The sequence below is a fragment of the Sphingomonas sp. TDK1 genome (assembly GCF_001650735.1).
Classification (GTDB): Bacteria; Pseudomonadota; Alphaproteobacteria; order Sphingomonadales; family Sphingomonadaceae; genus Sphingomonas.
On sequence record NZ_LXVY01000027.1, the window covers coordinates 170,112 to 187,624 of the forward strand.

Sequence of the window (17,513 nt, forward strand, 5' to 3'; positions counted from 1 at the left end):
CTCGGGAAGACACCAGCCGAACATCAGGGGAGGTTCTGCGCACCCGCTGCGCCGAAGCCGGCACGTCGCCGGCTGCACAGTCCCCGCCTGCCAAAAATGGAGGGGATTGCCATGACCAACGCTCGATCGCACCGCCTGTGCGCCAGCATCTCGCTAGCGGCCGCCAGCCTCGCGCTGCTGCATGCCGGAACCGCCTCTGCGCAGACGACGTCCGCGCCCGCGGCGGCAGCGGCCGACAGCACGCAAGCCGCGCCGCCCGCCGAGCAGGAGATCGTCGTCACCGGCTCGTTCCTCCGCAACGTGCGGCAGGAGGATCGCGCCTCGCCGATCCTGTCGGTCAGCTCGGCGGACATCGCACGCACCGGCGTCAACGCGCTGGCCGACATCACCCGCTATATCCCGCAGAATGTCGGCAGTGCGGGCGGCATCCAGGATCTCGCCAAGGGCGGCGGCGCGGACTCGCGCGACACCCGCTCGGCCAATCTTCGCGGCCTGGGCGCCGGGGCGACGCTGGTGCTGCTCAACGGTCGCCGGGTCGTGCCGACCGATGGGTTCGTCAACCTCAACAGCCTGACGCCCGAAATCGCCATTGCGCGGCTTGAAACCGTGCTGGACGGCGCCTCCTCCACCTATGGCGCGGATGCCGTGGCCGGCGTGCTCAACGTCATCACCGATACGCGGTTCAAGGGGGTGAAGCTCACCGGCCAGTACACGCATATCGAGGACAGCCCCGCCTTCAACGTGCAGGGTATGGTAGGCCTCGGCGATGACCGCATCCGCAGCGTCACCTCCTTCGCCTATCGCAACATCGAGCGGCTGCAGAATGGCGACCGCGACGTCACCAACTTCTTCAACCCCTCGTCGGGCTCCGGCGCAAATCCCGGCGCCTTCGTGCTCTATGCCCGCCCGCGCACAGCGAGCGGCGGCGACGTCGTCCTCAACGGCAATAATTATTCGGCGCTGTACGACCGCTTCAAGAACGCCGCAGGCACGCTGACCGTCGTCGATCCGGATTGCGGATCGGCCGCGACGCAGAGCCGCTACGTGCCCGCCGCGAACAGCCCCGGCTTCGGCCTCGGCGCCTGCCAGTTCAGCTTCCAGGCGCAGAATCCGATCCGCCCCGCCTCGCAATCGGTGCTCGTCCACAACGACACGCGGTTCAAGTTCGCGCCCGGGCATGAACTGTACGTCGAGTTCGGGCTCTATCATCAGGACGCGCAGCGCTACGGCGTCCCCTCCTTCGCGCAGAACCGCAACGGCCCAACCCCGCCGATCGTGCCGGCCGCCAACCCGCTCAACCCCTTCGGCGTCGATGTCGGCTTCATCGGCCGCGCGATCGGGTCGCAGGGCTTTGCCGGCACCCGCTACAAGGTTCAGCGCGACCAGGTCGACCAGCGACATCTCGTCGTCGGCGCGGAAGGTGCGATTTCCACCCGCTGGAACTATGCCGCCAGCGTCACCTGGTCGCGCGGTGAAGTGAATTCGGTCGACAAGGACACCGACATGCGGCTGTTCCAGGCCGCGCTGAACGGCTTTGGCGGGCCGAACTGCAACATCCGGTTCAATGGTGCGGGTTCGGGCGCGGTGCGCGGCTCGGGCAACTGCCTGTATCTCAGTCCCTTCGCCAAGGACAATCTGACGCAGGACCCGTCGCTGCTGTACAACATCCAGACCGAAGAGACCTCGACCAACATCCGCGAATATCTGATCGGCGAAGCGGTGCTGAACGGCACGCTGGTGGAGATCGCCGGGCGCCCGCTGGACATCGCGGTCGGCACCCAGTTCCGCAAGGAGCGGCAGGTCGGCCGCTATTCGGACCTGTTCCAGAACGGCTTCGGCGCCTTCAACGGCCCGTTCCGCGATACCGACCTGAAGCGCGAGGTGAAGAGCGTCTTCGCGGAGGCCAACTTCAAGCCGCTCGACACGCTGACGCTGAACGCCGCCGCCCGCTATGAGGATTACGGCAACTTCAACACCGTCGCGCCCAAGCTGTCGGCAAACTGGCGGATCATCCCGGAAATCGCGATCCGCGCCTCGGCCAGCAAGGCGTTCCAGGCGCCGGCCATCGCCAATTCCAGCAATGCGCTGATCGGCACCAACGTCGCCAACATCATCGACCCGCGCGACGGCTCGCTCGTGTTCCGCTCGGTGCTGCAATATGGCAACCCGTCGCTCCAGCCGCAAAAGGCCGATGTCTTCAATATCGGCACCACGCTGCTGCCGGTGCGCGGGGCCAGCCTCTCGGTAGACTATTGGCATTATCGCTATCGCAGCCAGATCCAGTTGCAGAACGGCCAGGCGGTCATCAACGCCGATCCGAACGGTCCGAACGTGATCCGCGACGCCGCAGGCGTGGCGCAGTCGGTGATCGTCACGTCCTACAATGCGCCCAGCGGCACCGCGACGTCGGGCATCGACGTTGCCGGACGCTATGAAGGTACGATCGGCCCGGTCGGCTTCACCTTCCGCGACAACCTCAGCATTCTGGTCAAATATGACGTCGATACCGGCACGCGCGTCTATGACGGCGTCGGCAAGCGCAACAACTACCAGACCTCGCCGCTCACCGCCGCCGCCGCGCCGCGCTACCGCAACGTCGCCGGTGTCGATTTCTCGCTGGCCGACCACGCGCTGAGCATCGACTGGCGCTACGTCTCCAGCGTCCGCGACGACTACCAGCAGGTCGTGGGTGCGCCGGAAGTGGCGCGGATCGGCGCCTGGTCTGTGTTCGACGCGCAGTATAATTTCCGCTTCGGCCCGGATCGCCGCTTCGAGCTCGGCGTCGGCATGACCAACCTGTTCGACAAGGCGCCGCCGCACGCGATCTACACCGGCTATCTCTCCTCGGTGGCCGATCCCTATGGCCGCCAGACCTATATCCGGGCGAGCGCCCGCTTCTAGCGCTCGTCCCGACCCGGTCCCTTCCTCAGGGGCGCGCGAGCGATTGCGCGCCCTCCTTTTTTGTTACCGGGCGACCTTCAGGAAATGCTCGAGGAAGCGTTGCGCCGCGGGGGGCAAGGTGCGATCCGCCAGTCGTGCCACACCGATCGTCCGCTCGAACACCGGATCGACCAGCGGGCGTGCTGCGATCCGGCCGCCATGCAGCATTCGCAATGTCGATTCCGGAAGCGCCGTGATCCCCAGTCCCGCTTCGATCAGCGCGCCCACCGTCGCCAGCTGCGTGCAGTCGTACAGCGCACGCGCGGCGACATTCGCCTGGAGCATCGCCGCATCGGTCAGCGCGCGGACGCTGCTGCGCGGGGCCATGGCGATGAAGGGATGCTCGGCAAAGATGCTCCATCGCGCCGGTTCGCCGGTGTCGAGCGCGCCGCCCGCGGGCACGACCAGCACCATCGCGTCCTGCATCAGCGGGTCGAACACGAACTTGTCGGCATCGGGCGGCGTGGTCACCGCCAGGTCGAGCTGGCGTTCCTCCATCGCCTGGAACAGCGCGCCGGACAGATGGTCGCGCAGCACGATCTCGACCTGCGGGTGCAGCTCGCGAAAGCTGGCGATGGCAGCCGGCAGGGTACCCGCCGCGACCGACGGTAAGGCACCGATCACCACGCGACCGCGCGATCCGGCGAAGTTCTGGGCCAGTTCCGAAAAGGCATGGTCGAAATCGGCAGTCAGCCGCTCGACGATCGGCAGCAGCGCCTCGCCCGCGCTGGTCAGCGCGACGTTGCGCGAATTGCGATCGAACAGCCGCACGCCCAGTTGCTCCTCGAGCAGGCGGATCGTGCGGCTGAGCGCGGGCTGCGACACATTCGCCGCGCGGCCGGTCTCGCTGAAACTGCCATGCTGGGCGACCTGCATGAACAGCCGCAGGCTCGATAGGTTCGGCGTCCGCCGCATGCTGCCCTCTCCTCACGAACCGATCTGATTTTGTTGTTCGACCGGCGCGCCATGGTATTCCGTCGATGTCGATTTAAGCAAGCGCGGTGGCCATCCTTCCATTCCTGTAATCAATCGTTCCACTAATTCTATTTCTTCGCAGAATAGCGATACGTCATACCTATTCGCGAGCGAAGCCGGTCGAGACAGGCCGGGCGCGAGAGGGGATTTCTGAAGCGCACACGCCGGCGCGCCATGCCGCGCCGATCATCGACACGCGCCCGTTCGACACCCGTTCTCGGCCCACCCATCCGACCGACACCCGCTACGGGGCGAGCGATCGACATCGTCCCGCATGACAAATGGGAGGATGACGATGGAAGCGACGCGACGACTGGTTCGGTCCGCAGCGGGCATGAGCATTCTGGCGCTGGCAACGGCACTCGCCGCACCCGCCTGGGCGCAGGAGACGACGCCCGAGACGGGCGCGCAGGCCGCGCCGGATACACCTGGGACCGACCCGGTGTCGCCTGCCCAGGAGCAGGAAATCATCGTCACGGGTACCAATATCTCGGGCGTGAAGCCGGTCGGATCGGAAACGGTCACCGTCAATCGCGACCAGATGCTCGCCACCGGCCTTACGGACGTCGCATCGGTGCTGCAGACGCTGCCGCAGGTGCAGAACAACCCCAATTCGGGCGGCTCCGGTCCGGTCTACCGGCAGGGCGGCACTGCGGGCTATGGCGGCAACTCGACCCAGGGCACCGCGATCAACCTGCGCGGCCTGGGCACCTCCGCCACGCTGACGCTGGTCGATGGGCGGCGGGTGGTGCCGAGCGGTGCGGCCACGACCTTTACCGAGGCGATCCAGCTGCCCATCGCCGCGATCGAACGGGTGGAAGTGGTAAGCGACGGCAACTCGGCCATTTACGGATCGGACGCGATCTCGGGCGTGATCAATTATGTGCTGCGCAAGCACTTCACCGGCGTCGAGGTCACCGGCCGTGGCACGGTGACGCGGTACAACAACCAATGGGGCGGCTCGATCACCGCCGGCTATGACTGGGGCAGCGGCAACGTCATCGCCACCTATGACTATGACTATCGCGAACCCTTCGCCAATGGCCGCTCCAAGTTCCTCCGCCGCGACCTGCGCGGCGTCGGCGGGCCGGATACGCGCGCGGTGGACGCGACCCTCGGGGTTACCGTGCCGACGCTGATCGTCGGCGGCAACGGCAGTTCGTACAGCTATTACACGCTGCCGCGCGCGGCCGGCCCGGGCATTGCCTTCGGGCAGCTGACGCCGGGCGCCAATCTGGTCGACTCCGCCGATTACACCGACTTCCTCGGCAAGCAGAAGCGACACCAGGCAGCGCTGATCCTGAACCAGGACGTGAACGACGCCATCTCGGTCTTCGCGCAGGGCTTCTACACCAAGCGCGACACGCAGAGCCGCGCCTATGGCAACAGCCGGCTCGGCAACAACATCACCATCTGCCAGGGCAGCCCCACTTATATCAGCGGGGCGCCGGCCAATGCCGCATCGTCGAGCGCGCTGTGCGGCGGTGCGCCGGGGCAACTGATCGCGGTCGATCCCCTGCTGTTCTTCAACGGTCCTTCGGTCACCAGCAACCCGGCCGAGACGATCAGCGTAACCGGCGGCTTCACCGGCAAGATGCCCGGCAGCTGGAAGATCGACGGCTATTTCACCTACGCGCACGATTCCACCTGCGGCATCTGCAACTATGGCAACAATGCCAACGGCGCCGCGCTGTCCGCCGAGATCCGCGCCGGGCGGATCGACCCCTTCACGACCACGCCGCTTACCGCCGCGCAATATGCCACCTTCATGGGATCCAACGTCCAGCTGGCGTACAACACCTTCTACGACAGCGTGCTGAAGCTGGACGGGCCGCTGTTCGCGCTGCCTGCCGGGTCGGTCCGCACCGCCTTTGGCGGCGAGCTCGCCTATAACCGCCAGCATCTGGTGAACGGCAGCAACAACGCGTTCGAGAACAATCCCAGCAACAACACCTACGCCGTCACCAATGACACCACCGCGCGCCGCACCACCACCTCGGTCTTCGCGGAACTGTTCGTGCCGATCATCGGATCGGAAATGGGCGTGCCGCTGGTTCGCGCGCTCGATCTCGATGCGGCGGTCCGCTATGACAATTATTCCGACTTCGGTTCGACCACCAATCCCAAGGTCGGCGCGACCTGGCGCGTGAACGACGCGCTTTCGATCCGCGGATCCTGGGGCACCTCGTTCCGCGCGCCCGCGCTGACCGATACCAATCCGCGCAACTTCTCGGCGGCGGTGATCGGCGTGCCGATCGTCAACGGATCGGGCCGGCCGGACATCGGCTTCGTCTTCCCGGGCAATTCCAGCGCCTACCAGATCATCGGCGCCAATCCCGACCTCCAGCCGGAAACCGCCACCACCTGGTCGGCGGGTGTCGACTTCGCGCCGAAGACGTCCGGCTTCCGTGCGTCGATGACCTATTACAACACGCACTACAGCAACCAGATCGTCGGCCAGAATACCGGCTTGTTCCTCTCGAACCCGACCTTCGCCTCGCTCTACAGCCGCTATATCATCCCGGTAAAGAATCCGGCGAGCTGCGTCAGCGGCAATCCCTCCACCTATGATCCGGTGCTCGCCAGCTTCATCGCCGCGCATCCGGCGCTGTACAATGTTCCCGTGCTGGGCCCCTGCTCGGTCAACGTCATCGTGGACGGCCGCTCCGCCAATGCCGCGACCACCTTCCAGGACGGCATCGACGTGCAGCTGAGCTACACCGTCGAGACCGGGATCGGCCGCTGGTTCGTCAGCGCGAATGCGACGCGGATCCTGAACCAGACCCTGCAGACCGTCGCCGGCGGGATGACCCAGGATGTGCTGGATACCTATTATTATCCGGTCAGCCTGCGTGGGCGCGGGCAGATCGGCTGGAGCAAGTCGGGCTTCGGGGTGAACCTGTTCGTCAACTATGTCGGCAGCTACACCAACACGATCCCGCTGCCCAGCCAGCCCCAGTCGGAAGTGCCGTCCTGGACCACTGCCGATCTCGGCATCAGCTATGCCGTGCCCAAGGGCAGCAAGCTGCTGGGCGGGTTGCGGCTCGGCCTCAACGTACAGAACGTCACCAACGAGGATCCGCCGATCGTGTTGACCCGCGCCGGCAGCAATTTCGGTGCCTATGATCCTTCGAACGCCAATATCCTCGGGCGCACGTTCAATTTCCAGATTACCAAGAGCTTCTGAACATGAGACTTTCAACGGGAGATGCGAGCATGAAGGCATGGATGACAGCGCTGGCCTGCGGGGTGGCGGCTTGCGCGATCCCCGCCGCCGCTTTGGCGCAGACGAGCGGCCCGGTCGTTGCGACCGCTACGGGCAAGGTACAGGGCGCGGTGGAGGACGGCATCGCCAGCTGGAAGGGCATCCCCTTCGCCGCGCCGCCGGTCGGTCCCCTGCGCTGGCGCGCGCCGCAGCCGGCGGCAAGCTGGCAGGGCGTGCGTCCTGCCACCGAGTACAGCCATGACTGCATGCAGAAGCCCTTCCCCAGCGATGCGGCACCGCTCGGTACCACGCCTGCGGAGGACTGCCTGTATCTCAACGTCTGGAAGCCGGCCGCGGCAGCCACGGGCGCCAAGCTGCCGGTGATGGTGTGGATCTACGGCGGCGGCTTCGTGAACGGGGGCGCTTCGCCACCCACCTATGCCGGTGCCAACATGGCCAAGCAGGGCGTCCTGTTCGTCAGCTTCAACTATCGGGTCGGGCGCTTTGGCAGCTTTGCCCTGCCGCAGCTCAGCAAGGAAAATCCCGACGGCGGGCTGCTCGGCAACTACAACTTCATGGACCAGATCGCCGCGCTCAAATGGGTGCGGCAGAACATCACGGCCTTCGGCGGCGATCCGGCGAACGTGACCATCATCGGCGAGAGCGCCGGCGGCATGTCGGTCCACACGCTGGTCACTTCGCCTCTGTCGCGCGGGCTGTTCCACAAGGCCATCGTGATGTCCGGCGGCAATGCCCAGACGGCGAAGAACGCGACGTTGAAGGATGCCGAGGCGATCGGCGAGAACCTCGCACGTTCCCATAATATCGATCCCGCAGCCCCGGACGCGCTCGCCAGGCTTAGCGCGCTGAGCGCCGCGCAGGTGACCGACGGGCTCAGCATGATGGAATTGTTCCAGCCCAAGCCGGGCCCGCGCACCTATGGCGGCCCGATGCTCGACGGCAAGCTGCTGGTCGATCAGGAAAAGGCCTATGCGAGCGGCGACTTCGCGAAGGTGCCGATGCTGATCGGTGCGACCAGTGCCGACATGGGCGGCAAGTCCGGCTTCATGATCGCCGGCGCGCGCGAAGCGAGCGCGATGGTCGCCGCGCAGAAGGTGCCGGTATGGGAGTATCGCTTCTCCTATGTGGCGGATTCGGTCGGCCAGCCGGGTGCCGGCCATGCGACCGACATCCCCTTCTTCTTCGACAATGCGCGCATCAAATATGGCCCCGCCACCACGGCGAAGGACGAGCAGGTCGGCAAGACGATCAGTGCCTATCTCGCCAATTTCGCCAAGAAGGGCGATCCCAACGGCGCGGGCCTGCCGGCGTGGCCGCGATTCACGGCGTCGGGCGACGAGATCCTCGACTTTGCCGCGGACGGCAAGGCGGTGGCGGCACGTGATCCCTGGGGAGCCGAGATCGACGATCTGCAGGCCCGAACCAAGGCGGCGATCGCTTCCGGCAACTATAACAGCCTGACGACGCCGATCGGCACGATGCTCGACGATCCCGCCGCGCGGGCCGTGCTCGCCAGGCATTTGCCGGAGATGGTCAGCAATCCCCGCATCGACATGGCGCGGGGCCAGACGCTGGTGGGCGTCCAAGCCTATTTCCCGGCACTGCTTACCGATGCCAAGCTGAAGGCGATCGACGCGGATCTGGCGCAGGTGCCGATGAAGGCACACTGACACGGCTCTCACGGGCGGGCAGCGCGGAGAAGTTCAGCGACAAGCGGGTTGGGAAAGCGCCGTTGCAGCGTGACGGCGTAGAAGCTCTCGGTAACCTGCGGTAGTTGATCGAACTCGACAAGCGTGCCCGCCGCCAGTTCGTCGCGCACGACGATCGGCGGCAGCACCGCCAGCCCGACCCCATCGCGGGCGAGCAGGCGCATCAACGCCATGTCATCCACCTCGGCCGCGATCTGCGGGCGAACGCCCAGGACCGCGGCCAGCGCATCGAAGGCGGCGCGCACGCTGCTCTCCAGCGTCGGGAGCACCAGCGGCTGGGTGGCGAGGAGCGCGGCGAGGCTGGTGTCACCGGCGATCTCCGGCCGCCCGATCAGGCTGACGCGCTGCTCGGCGATCTTGTGCGACAGATAGGGCGTGACCGCATCGCGCGCAGGCGGGCGATTGGCGAGCACGACATCCAGCTGAAGGCCGGCCAGCGCCTGCATCAGCTCCGCCGCGCTGCCGGAGCGGAGCACCAACTCCACGTCGGCACGGTGCAGCAACGGCTGCACGAAGTTGATCTGGAAATTGCGTGACAGGGTCGCGAGCGCGCCGATCCGCACAGCTTGCCGCGTGCGATTGGTTTCGCGCAGCACATCCAGCAATTCGTCCCCGGTAGCGAAGATCGAATCCGCATGGTCGAGCGCGATGCGACCGGCTTCGGTAAGCACCAGGCGGCGGCCCTCCCGCTCGAACAGCGCGTGGCCCAGCCGCTCTTCGAGCTTCCGGATCTGCGTCGAAAGCGCGGACTGCGAGACGGCCATGCGGTCCGCCGTACGGGTGAGGTTCCCGTCGTGCGCCACTGCCCAGAAATAGCGAAGATGGTTGTAGTTCAGCTCCCGCATATCGTTCTCTTAAAGCGAACGATACGCGCCATACAATGAATTTCATAGGATCGTTGCGCAGCCCTAACGCTCCAGTCGAGACTAACGGGAGATAGGGTGTGGACATGTGGTGGTTTGCGAATGCAGGCCCGGCGGCGCTCGTCGCAGCAGCGCTTATCACTGGCGCCGGACGGGCATATCGCCCGGACTGGACCTTGCGGATAGCAGCGCTGGCGGCGCTCGTCGCGCTGGCCGCGGCGGTGGCGCTGGCGGGCTGGATCGTCGTCCAAGAGCCGAAGACGCTGGGGCTGCCGGGCGCGGAAGGAGCGCTGGCAACACGCCTCGACGTCGTGAGCATGACGATGCTGGTGCTGGTCAGCTTTGTCGGCTGGGTGGTGGTGCGCTTCGCCGCGACCTATCTCGACGGCGAGGCGCGGCAGGGCAGGTTCATGGCCTGGCTCGCGGTGACGCTGGCGAGCGTCATGCTGCTGGTGAGCGCCGGAACGCTGCCGCAGCTGGTCCTCGCCTGGATTGCGGTCGGACAGGGTCTGCGAAGGCTGCTGCTCTTCTATCCGGAACGCGCCGCGGCACGACGCGCGGCGCGGAAAAAGGCGCTGAGCGGCGGGCTTGCCGACATGCTGCTGATCGGCTCGGCGCTGCTGCTGTGGCAGGTGACCGGAACGACAGACATCGCCACGCTGCTGGAGCGCGCGCGAGCGAACACAGCGCCGGATGCGATGGCGCTGGCCGCATGGGGAATAGCGCTCGCGGCGATCTTCAAGTCCGCACAATTCCCCCTGCACGGCTGGCTGACGGAAGTGATGGAAGCGCCGACCCCGGTCTCCGCATTGCTCCATGCCGGGGTCATCAATGCGGGCGGCTTTCTGCTGATCCGCTTTGCGGACATATTGCTGGCCGCCCCTTCCGCACTCGCATTACTCGCGGTGCTGGGAGGCTTCACGGCATTGTTCGGAAGCCTCGTCCTGCCGACCCAGCCGGCGATCAAGACCCAGCTCGCCTGGTCCACCGTCGCCCAGATGGGGTTCATGATCATGCAGTGCGGCCTCGGGCTCTTCTCCCTTGCGCTGCTGCACATCGTCGCGCACGCGCTATACAAGGCGCATGCCTTCCTCTCTTCCGGCAGCGCAGTGGAACGTATCGCGTCGGCGCGGCGGCTGGGTCCCGTGGCAAAGCCGGACGCCATGGGCATCGGGCTGGCGATGCTTGGTGCGGCGATCCTCTACGGTGCGCTCGCGATCGGCTTCGGTGCCTGGCACAAGCCGCCACAGGCGGTGGCGCTCGGCGCGATCCTGGTGTTCGGTGTCGCCTATCTGATCGTCCAGGGGATGAGCCCCGCCGCGCCACGCGCGCTGCTCCAGCGGACGCTGGGGTTCGCGATCCTTGCCACCGCTTCCTACTTCCTGCTGCATAGCGCCGCCGAGGGGCTCACGGCCGGGACGCTCCCGCCCGCGCCTGCGCCAGGACCGTTCCAATGGGCGTTGCTCGCCGTCGCCCTGCTCGCCTTTGGAGGGATCGCGGTGGCGCAGGCGATGCTGCCGCTCTGGGGAAACCATCCGGCCGCCCAGCGGCTGCGCGCCCACCTCTCCCACGGTTTCTACATCAACGCGCTGCTCGATCGCCTGATCGGCGGCCGGGTAATCGGAAAGGCTTGATCCATGTACCGCAGCGCTGACCCCAACGCCTATGCCCCGCAGCCCAGCTATATCGGCCTACTCCTCGAGGCCGCTGAGCAGGCCGCGCAGGGAATCCCGCCGCTCTGGCCGCTCGCGACCAGCGTAGCCGTGAACCCCTTTCTCGGTCATACCCGCCGTAGCCTCGCCCAAGCCTCCGCCTGGCTGGCGCGGAGCGGCGGCGCCCGGGGGACGATGCCGCGCGCCTGGTACCGCGAGCGTATCGCCAGCAGCGCCATCTACGAGAGCGACCTGTACGCGGCGTGGCAAGCGGCGCCGGCAAGCGAGCGGCCGCATCCCTTCGAGCGGTTCCTGCTCAAACTCCAGAACGAGAGCGGTCCGCCGAGCGTCCACCCTACGGTAGCGGAGACGGCCGCGGCGGCGAGCGGTACGGATTGGCCGTCGATCGTCGCGGACCAGATCGGCAGCTGGGCCGGCAGCCATTTCGACGCGGGCCAGGCATTGTGGTCCGCGACGCAGGAACGAAATGCCTATGCCGGGTGGCGGCAAGAGGCCAGTCTCGACCGGACCCCCGAAATTTTCGGGCTGGCCGGCTTCCGGGCCTTTGTCGCTGCCGCACCGGCTGCCGCAAGCGACGCCATTGCGGTCAGCGCGGCGCGGCTCGGGCTGCGCGCCGAGGCGGCCGGACGCTATTTCGAACGACTGCTGATGAGCCTGGGCGGCTGGGCCCAATTCGCCCGGTACCACCGCTGGCAGGCCGAACTGGAGGGCGCGGCCGACGATACGCTGATCGATCTGCTCGCGGTACGGCTGGTCTGGGAGGCGGCGCTTTGGGAATTGGGGGGCAATATGCTGCAGTCGCGCTGGGCAGAGGCGGCCGCAAGCTACGCGGCGCCGGCGCGGCCGGACGAGGACCAATGCATCGACGCGATCCTCCAGCATGCCGCGGAGTGCGCCGAGCAGCGTCGCCTGGCGGCGCTGCTGCACGCACCGGCCGCCGCATCGTCAGAGATCGCCCCGATCGCGCAAATGGCCTTTTGCATCGATGTGCGGTCGGAACCGATCCGCGCGGCGATCGAGCGGGAGGCGCCCGGTATCCGCACGCTGGGATTTGCCGGCTTCTTCGGGTTGGGGACAGCGCATCGGCCGCACGCCGCCCGTGACAGCGAGGCGCGGCTGCCGGTGCTGCTGCGCCCCGGCCTGACCAGCGATGACGGCGGTGACCCGCATCTGGAAGCGCTCGACCATGCCAATGCCCGCGGGGACCGCGCCTGGGGCCGGTTCAAGCAGGCGGCGGTGTCGTCCTTCGCCTTCGTCGAAGCGGCCGGGCTCACTTATGCGGCCAAGCTGCTCCAGGGCGCGTTGGGGCACGCCGGGAAGCGGAAGCGCGCGTCCAAGCCGCGCTTTCATCCGCCGCTGTTGCAGCAGGACGCCGTTGATATGGCCGAGCGGGTGCTGCGCGCCATGTCGTTGACAGGCGCTTTCGCCCCTTTGCTGATCCTGGTGGGACACGGTGCCGCGGTGACCAACAACCTGCATGCGAGCGCGCTCCAGTGCGGCGCGTGCGGCGGCCATGCCGGCGACGTCAACGCGCGACTGCTCGCCGGTCTGCTGAACGATCCGGTGGTGCGGCGCGGACTTGCGGCGCGGGGCATCCACTTGCCCACAGATACCATCGCGATCGGGGCGCTGCACGACACGACCAGCGATCAGATCCAGCTGTTCGCCGGGGACGCCCCGGTGCCGGCGGCGCTGCTGGCGACGATCGAGCATGCACTTGCCCGCGCCTCGGTAGCGGCGGGGATCGCCCGTGCCGCGCGGCTGCCCCGCGCCGGCGGCGCGAAGCAGATCGCGGCGCGCGGGCGCGACTGGGCCGAGGTGCGCCCTGAATGGGGTTTGGCAGGGTGCAGCAGCTTCATCGCCGCGCCGCGGGGCCGTACCGCAGGACGGGCACTGGGAGGTCGCGCCTTCCTTCACGACTATGACTGGCGGGCAGATGCCGATGGCTCGGTGCTGGAGCTGATCCTCACCGCACCGGTGGTTGTCGCAAGCTGGATCAGCCTGCAATATTACGGCTCCAGTGTCGCGCCGGCCGTGTTCGGATCGGGCAACAAGCTGCTGCACAATGCCGTCGGCGGAATCGGCGTGCTCGAAGGCAATGGCGGCGTGCTGCGCGGCGGGCTGCCCTGGCAATCGGTGCATGACGGCGCGCGGCTGGTCCATGACCCGCTGCGCCTGACTGTCATCGTCGAGGCGCCGACCGAGGCCGTCGACGATGTTCTCGCGCGACACGAGGATGTGCGTGCGCTGTTCGACCATCGCTGGCTGCACCTGCTCGTAATCGACGAGCGCGGCCGCATCGCCTGGCGCTACGCGGACGGGCTGACCTGGCAACGGTTCGAAGACGGATAAGGCAGCGAAAGCCGAGGAGGCTGGGGATCAGCCGCCGCCATGGCGTCCGGATCCGACAAAAGACCGGACGCCGTGCCAATCCTCGTACCGCGCGACCGTCCAGAGAGGCGACGTCGCCCGCCGAAGGATTCGCGCTCTATGATTGCCTCCGTCCGCCACACCCTCCGCGCCAACGGCATTCGCCAGAACTATATCGACGCCGGCGACGGTGCGCCGGTGGTACTGCTCCACGGTTTTCCCGAGACCAATTTCGCCTGGCGGCACCAGATACCGGTGCTCGGCGAGCTCTATCGGATCATCGCGCCGGACCTGCGCGGCTATGGCGAGACCGAAAAACCCGCGACCGGCTATGACAAGCGCACCATGGCGAAAGACCTCGCGGCGCTGCTCGATGCGCTGGGCATCACGCGCATCGCATTGGTCGGCCATGATCGCGGCGCCCGCGTCGCCACCCGCTTCGCCAAAGACTTTCCGGAGCGGGTGGACCGGCTGGTCGTGATGGACAACGTCCCCACCCGCATCGTTGCCCGCGACCTCAATGCGGAGATCGCCAAGGCCTATTGGTTCTTCCTCTTCCACCTCATTCCGGACCTTCCGGAGACGCTGATCGCCGGCAGGGAAGAGCAATGGCTGCGCTGGTTCTTCTCCGACTGGGCCTATGACCCCTCGGCGATCAGCGGCGCGGCATTCGACACCTATGTCCGCGCCTATCGCGCACCAGGCGCCGTGCGCGGCGCGATGGCCGACTATCGCGCCAATGCCGAGGACGTGGCGCAGGACCTGGTCGACGCGGACGTGAAGATCGCCTGCCCCACGTTGGCGCTATGGGGTGCGGACTTTGGCGCGGTCGGCAAGATGTTCGACATGCCCAGGGTATGGGCCGAGATGGCCGACGATCTGCGCGCGGTGCCGATCGAACGCTGCGGGCATCTTCCGCACGAGGAGCGCCCCGAAGCGGTGAACGCGTTGTTGCTCGAATTTCTTCAGGGCTGGCAGGGCTGAGGCGCGACCATCGATGCCAGCGTTTGCACGTTTGCCCCCGACCATCCACAGCCCGGCAAGAGCGTCTGCCCGCGCAATCGGGAATCGCGGGAGGAAAGCCCATGCCCGACGGCGCCTCTTTCGCGTGGATCCGCCCCCCTCGAACGGGGCGGGCGCCTACCATCGATCCCGCTTAGGGTTCGGGCATTGCAAGGGGACCGAACATGCCGATGCTGATCCTGCGTGACGGGACGCGCCTCTACTACAAGGACTGGGGCTCCGGCATGCCGGTCGTGTTCGCCCATGGCTGGCCGCTCAACAGCGACATGTGGGAACATCAGATGATGTTCCTCGCTTCGCAGGGCTATCGCGTGATTGCGCACGATCGCCGCGGCTTTGGCCGATCGGACCAGCCCTGGCAGGGCTATGACCATAACAGCTTTGCCGACGATCTGGGCGAGCTGCTGGACCAGCTCGACCTGCACGACGTCACGCTGGTCGGCTATGCGATGGGCGGCGGCGAGGTGACGCGCTATGTGGGCCGGCACGGCTCGGCGCGGGTGGCGCGGGTGGTGCTCATCGGCGCCACCACGCCGAAGCTTGGCCAGAGCGAGGACTATCCGCACGGCGTGCCGCAGATCGTCTTCGATAATGTCCGCAGCGGCTTGATGGAGGATCGCGCGGAATTCCTGCGCGGCTTTGCGCGATTGTTTTTCTCCACCGGCAACGAGGACGACGCGGTGTCCGAGGGGCGGCTTGCGCATGTCCATCAAATGGCGCTGCAGGGATCGCTCAAGGCCGCGCACGACGCCGTGACCGCTTGCGCGGAAACCGACTATCGCGACGATATCGCAAAGTTCGACGTGCCGGTGCTCGTCATCCACGGTGAACGCGACGCCTTCGTGCCGTTCGCTGCCACTGCACGGCAGGCGGCGACCTTGTTCCCGGACGTTGCCCTCAAGGTCTATGAAGGCGCACCGCACGGGATTTTGTTCACACACAAGGACCAGCTGAACCAGGACCTGCTGCAGTTCATCGCGGGCTGACGGATGGCGGTAGGTTTCGAGGGTGCGACGCGAGCGGTGGATGCGATGGGCCTGGCGCTGGGGCGGTTCGACGCCGCGGCGGCGCTTCCCTTGCTGGCAGCCTTGGCGGAACCTGGCCTTGCGGATGCCCGCCGCGACGACCTGCTCCGGCGGCTGCTGGCGAAGGTGCGTCTCGTCGCGCTGAACTGCCGCGCCGGCAAGCTTCTCGGCATCGGCGAGGCGGCACTGCCGCTCGCCGCATCGGACGTCTGGCCCTTCGCGCAGGCCGATCTTCTGGCGGAGTCGCTGCAAGCCTTGGCCGAGCACGACAGCCGCTTCCAAGCGCAGATCGCGATAAAGGTGCCGGGCGGAAGCCTCCACGTCCGCTACACCAGCTGGCACGAGCCGGTGGATGCACCCGACCAGCTGACCTTCGGGCTGCTCGATGTCAGCGACCAGGTCGCCGCGCAGCAGGCGCTACGTGAACACAGCGCAAAGATGACGCATGCCGACCGTCTTTCGACGCTGGGGGTGATGACGGCGACCATCGCGCATGAGGTACGCCAGCCGCTCAGCGTCATCCTCGCCTCCGCCCAAGCCGCGCTGCGCTGGCTGCGGCGACCGGAGCCGGACCTTTTGCAGATCGAGCAACGTCTTGAAAGCATCGTACTAGGCGGCGCCAAGGCCGAGGAGACGGTAGCGCGCCTTCGCCAGCTCGCCGCTGGCCGCGCCGGAGAATACGGACGTTGCGCGCTGCGCCCGCTGATCGAGGAAACGGCGGACTTTCTTCGTCCGGAGCTCGCCAGCCGGCAAGCGTCGCTGGTGTTGGACATCGCGGGCGACCTGCCGCCTGTGCGCGGCGACGGCGTGCAGCTTCGCCAGCTCGTGATCAACCTCCTGGTCAACGCCGCCCAGGCCATGGCGGACGCGCAATGCTGGAACCGCGCCCTGAAGGTTCGCGCGCGCCGCGAGGGCGATCTCGTACAGATCGACGTCGAAGACAGCGGACCCGGCATTCCCAACGCCGAGCGGGATCGGCTGTTCGAGGGCTTTTTCACCACCAAGGCCAGCGGGCTCGGGCTAGGGCTCAAGATCTGCCGCCAGATCGTCGAGGACCATGGCGGCACCATCGCGCATATTCCCCGACCCAGCGGCGGATCCATCTTCCGCATCCGCCTCCCCCACGCGACATAGTCGCTCAGGGCACGGGGATGGCGAAGCCGTTGAGCGTCATCGACACGAAGCAATAATGGCCCACGAGGAAAATGAGTTCGCTGGTTCCCGCGGCTCCGAAGCGGTCGAGCGCCAGCTGGTAGAGCGGCTCCGGGAGTACCCCGCCGCGGAGCAACGCCTTGGCGACGTCGTGTGCGGCGGCTTCGTCGTCGCTCAGATCTTCGGGGCGCTGGCCGGCCGCCAACGTCGCGATCCGCCGCGAGGACATGCCATGCGCGCTCGCCGCGACCGCACCGTGCGCATAGATCTCATAGGCCGCCCCGAAATGCGCGCCCACGACCAGGATCGCCACTTGGCGGGCTGCGTCGGGAATGCGCTTGGCGGCCGTCAACGCCTGGGTGACACCCCAATAGGCCGCGCCGATCGCCGGATCGTGGAGCCAGGCATTCCAGGGGCCGAGCAGCGCCCCGTCCTCGCGGACGGTGGTGAAGGTCTGATATTTGGCAGCAACACCCGCGGTCATCGCGTCGAACAGCGGCTTCTGCTCGGCGGTCAGTTCGGCGGGGGCGATGGGTGGCAGTCGCGTCATCGGGTTT

At 67.0% G+C, this 17,513-nt stretch carries 11 protein-coding genes; 8 read left to right on the plus strand and 3 right to left on the minus strand.

The window, feature by feature from the left end:
• Positions 1-111: 111 nt before the first annotated feature.
• Positions 112-2,901 (plus strand): TonB-dependent receptor domain-containing protein, encoded by a 2,790-nt coding sequence (locus tag A7X12_RS15010; protein WP_064312392.1) that lies wholly within the window; start codon positions 112-114, stop codon positions 2,899-2,901.
• Positions 2,902-2,964: 63 nt separating this feature from the next.
• On the opposite strand, the gene A7X12_RS15015 is transcribed toward A7X12_RS15010, so the two are convergent.
• The gene (locus A7X12_RS15015) at positions 2,965-3,855 is read right to left on the minus strand and encodes a LysR family transcriptional regulator (protein WP_084445504.1); all 891 of its coding nucleotides are present in this window, start codon (positions 3,853-3,855) and stop codon (positions 2,965-2,967) included.
• A gap of 355 nt (positions 3,856-4,210) precedes the next feature.
• Here A7X12_RS15015 and A7X12_RS15020 point away from each other — a divergent pair, with 355 nt between their 5' ends.
• The gene (locus A7X12_RS15020; RefSeq protein WP_157105611.1) at positions 4,211-7,102 is read left to right on the plus strand and encodes a TonB-dependent receptor domain-containing protein; all 2,892 of its coding nucleotides are present in this window, start codon (positions 4,211-4,213) and stop codon (positions 7,100-7,102) included.
• Positions 7,103-7,131: 29 nt separating this feature from the next.
• Positions 7,132-8,811 (plus strand): carboxylesterase/lipase family protein, encoded by a 1,680-nt coding sequence (locus A7X12_RS15025; RefSeq protein ID WP_064312394.1) that lies wholly within the window; start codon positions 7,132-7,134, stop codon positions 8,809-8,811.
• 8 nt (positions 8,812-8,819) lie between these two features.
• Here the strand turns inward: A7X12_RS15025 and A7X12_RS15030 are convergent, their stop codons facing one another.
• A complete protein-coding gene (locus tag A7X12_RS15030) occupies positions 8,820-9,695 on the minus strand; it encodes a LysR family transcriptional regulator (protein WP_064312395.1) in 876 nt (291 codons plus the stop codon).
• A gap of 104 nt (positions 9,696-9,799) precedes the next feature.
• Between A7X12_RS15030 and A7X12_RS15035 the strand changes: the two genes are divergently transcribed.
• From A7X12_RS15035 to A7X12_RS15055, 5 genes are all read left to right on the plus strand, one after another.
• The gene (locus tag A7X12_RS15035; RefSeq protein ID WP_064312396.1) at positions 9,800-11,347 is read left to right on the plus strand and encodes an NADH-quinone oxidoreductase subunit L; all 1,548 of its coding nucleotides are present in this window, start codon (positions 9,800-9,802) and stop codon (positions 11,345-11,347) included.
• A 3-nt stretch (positions 11,348-11,350) separates the two neighbouring features.
• Positions 11,351-13,738 carry a YbcC family protein gene (locus tag A7X12_RS15040; RefSeq protein ID WP_064312397.1) on the plus strand — a complete coding sequence of 796 codons (2,388 nt, stop codon included), beginning with the start codon at positions 11,351-11,353 and terminating at the stop codon, positions 13,736-13,738.
• A gap of 138 nt (positions 13,739-13,876) precedes the next feature.
• On the plus strand, positions 13,877-14,740 hold the full coding sequence (locus tag A7X12_RS15045) for an alpha/beta fold hydrolase (protein ID WP_064312398.1): 864 nt from the start codon (positions 13,877-13,879) through the stop codon (positions 14,738-14,740).
• Positions 14,741-14,943: 203 nt separating this feature from the next.
• Positions 14,944-15,765 (plus strand): alpha/beta fold hydrolase, encoded by an 822-nt coding sequence (locus A7X12_RS15050; RefSeq protein ID WP_064312399.1) that lies wholly within the window; start codon positions 14,944-14,946, stop codon positions 15,763-15,765.
• A 3-nt stretch (positions 15,766-15,768) separates the two neighbouring features.
• A complete protein-coding gene (locus A7X12_RS15055) occupies positions 15,769-16,938 on the plus strand; it encodes a sensor histidine kinase (RefSeq protein ID WP_064312400.1) in 1,170 nt (389 codons plus the stop codon).
• A gap of 4 nt (positions 16,939-16,942) precedes the next feature.
• Here the strand turns inward: A7X12_RS15055 and A7X12_RS15060 are convergent, their stop codons facing one another.
• Positions 16,943-17,506, minus strand: a complete 564-nt coding sequence (locus A7X12_RS15060) for a carboxymuconolactone decarboxylase family protein (RefSeq protein ID WP_064312401.1) — start codon at positions 17,504-17,506, stop codon at positions 16,943-16,945.
• Positions 17,507-17,513 lie beyond the last annotated feature (7 nt).

Coding starts and splice junctions, on each gene's coding strand:
- A7X12_RS15040 (WP_064312397.1), top strand. CDS start 11,351: ATGTACCGCAGCGCTGACCCCAACGCCTATGCCCCGCAGCCCAGCTAT.
- A7X12_RS15060 (WP_064312401.1), bottom strand. CDS start 17,506: ATGACGCGACTGCCACCCATCGCCCCCGCCGAACTGACCGCCGAGCAG.
- A7X12_RS15030 (WP_064312395.1), bottom strand. CDS start 9,695: ATGCGGGAGCTGAACTACAACCATCTTCGCTATTTCTGGGCAGTGGCG.
- A7X12_RS15020 (WP_157105611.1), top strand. CDS start 4,211: ATGGAAGCGACGCGACGACTGGTTCGGTCCGCAGCGGGCATGAGCATT.
- A7X12_RS15025 (WP_064312394.1), top strand. CDS start 7,132: ATGAAGGCATGGATGACAGCGCTGGCCTGCGGGGTGGCGGCTTGCGCG.
- A7X12_RS15010 (WP_064312392.1), top strand. CDS start 112: ATGACCAACGCTCGATCGCACCGCCTGTGCGCCAGCATCTCGCTAGCG.
- A7X12_RS15015 (WP_084445504.1), bottom strand. CDS start 3,855: ATGCGGCGGACGCCGAACCTATCGAGCCTGCGGCTGTTCATGCAGGTC.
- A7X12_RS15050 (WP_064312399.1), top strand. CDS start 14,944: ATGCCGATGCTGATCCTGCGTGACGGGACGCGCCTCTACTACAAGGAC.
- A7X12_RS15055 (WP_064312400.1), top strand. CDS start 15,769: ATGGCGGTAGGTTTCGAGGGTGCGACGCGAGCGGTGGATGCGATGGGC.
- A7X12_RS15035 (WP_064312396.1), top strand. CDS start 9,800: ATGTGGTGGTTTGCGAATGCAGGCCCGGCGGCGCTCGTCGCAGCAGCG.
- A7X12_RS15045 (WP_064312398.1), top strand. CDS start 13,877: ATGATTGCCTCCGTCCGCCACACCCTCCGCGCCAACGGCATTCGCCAG.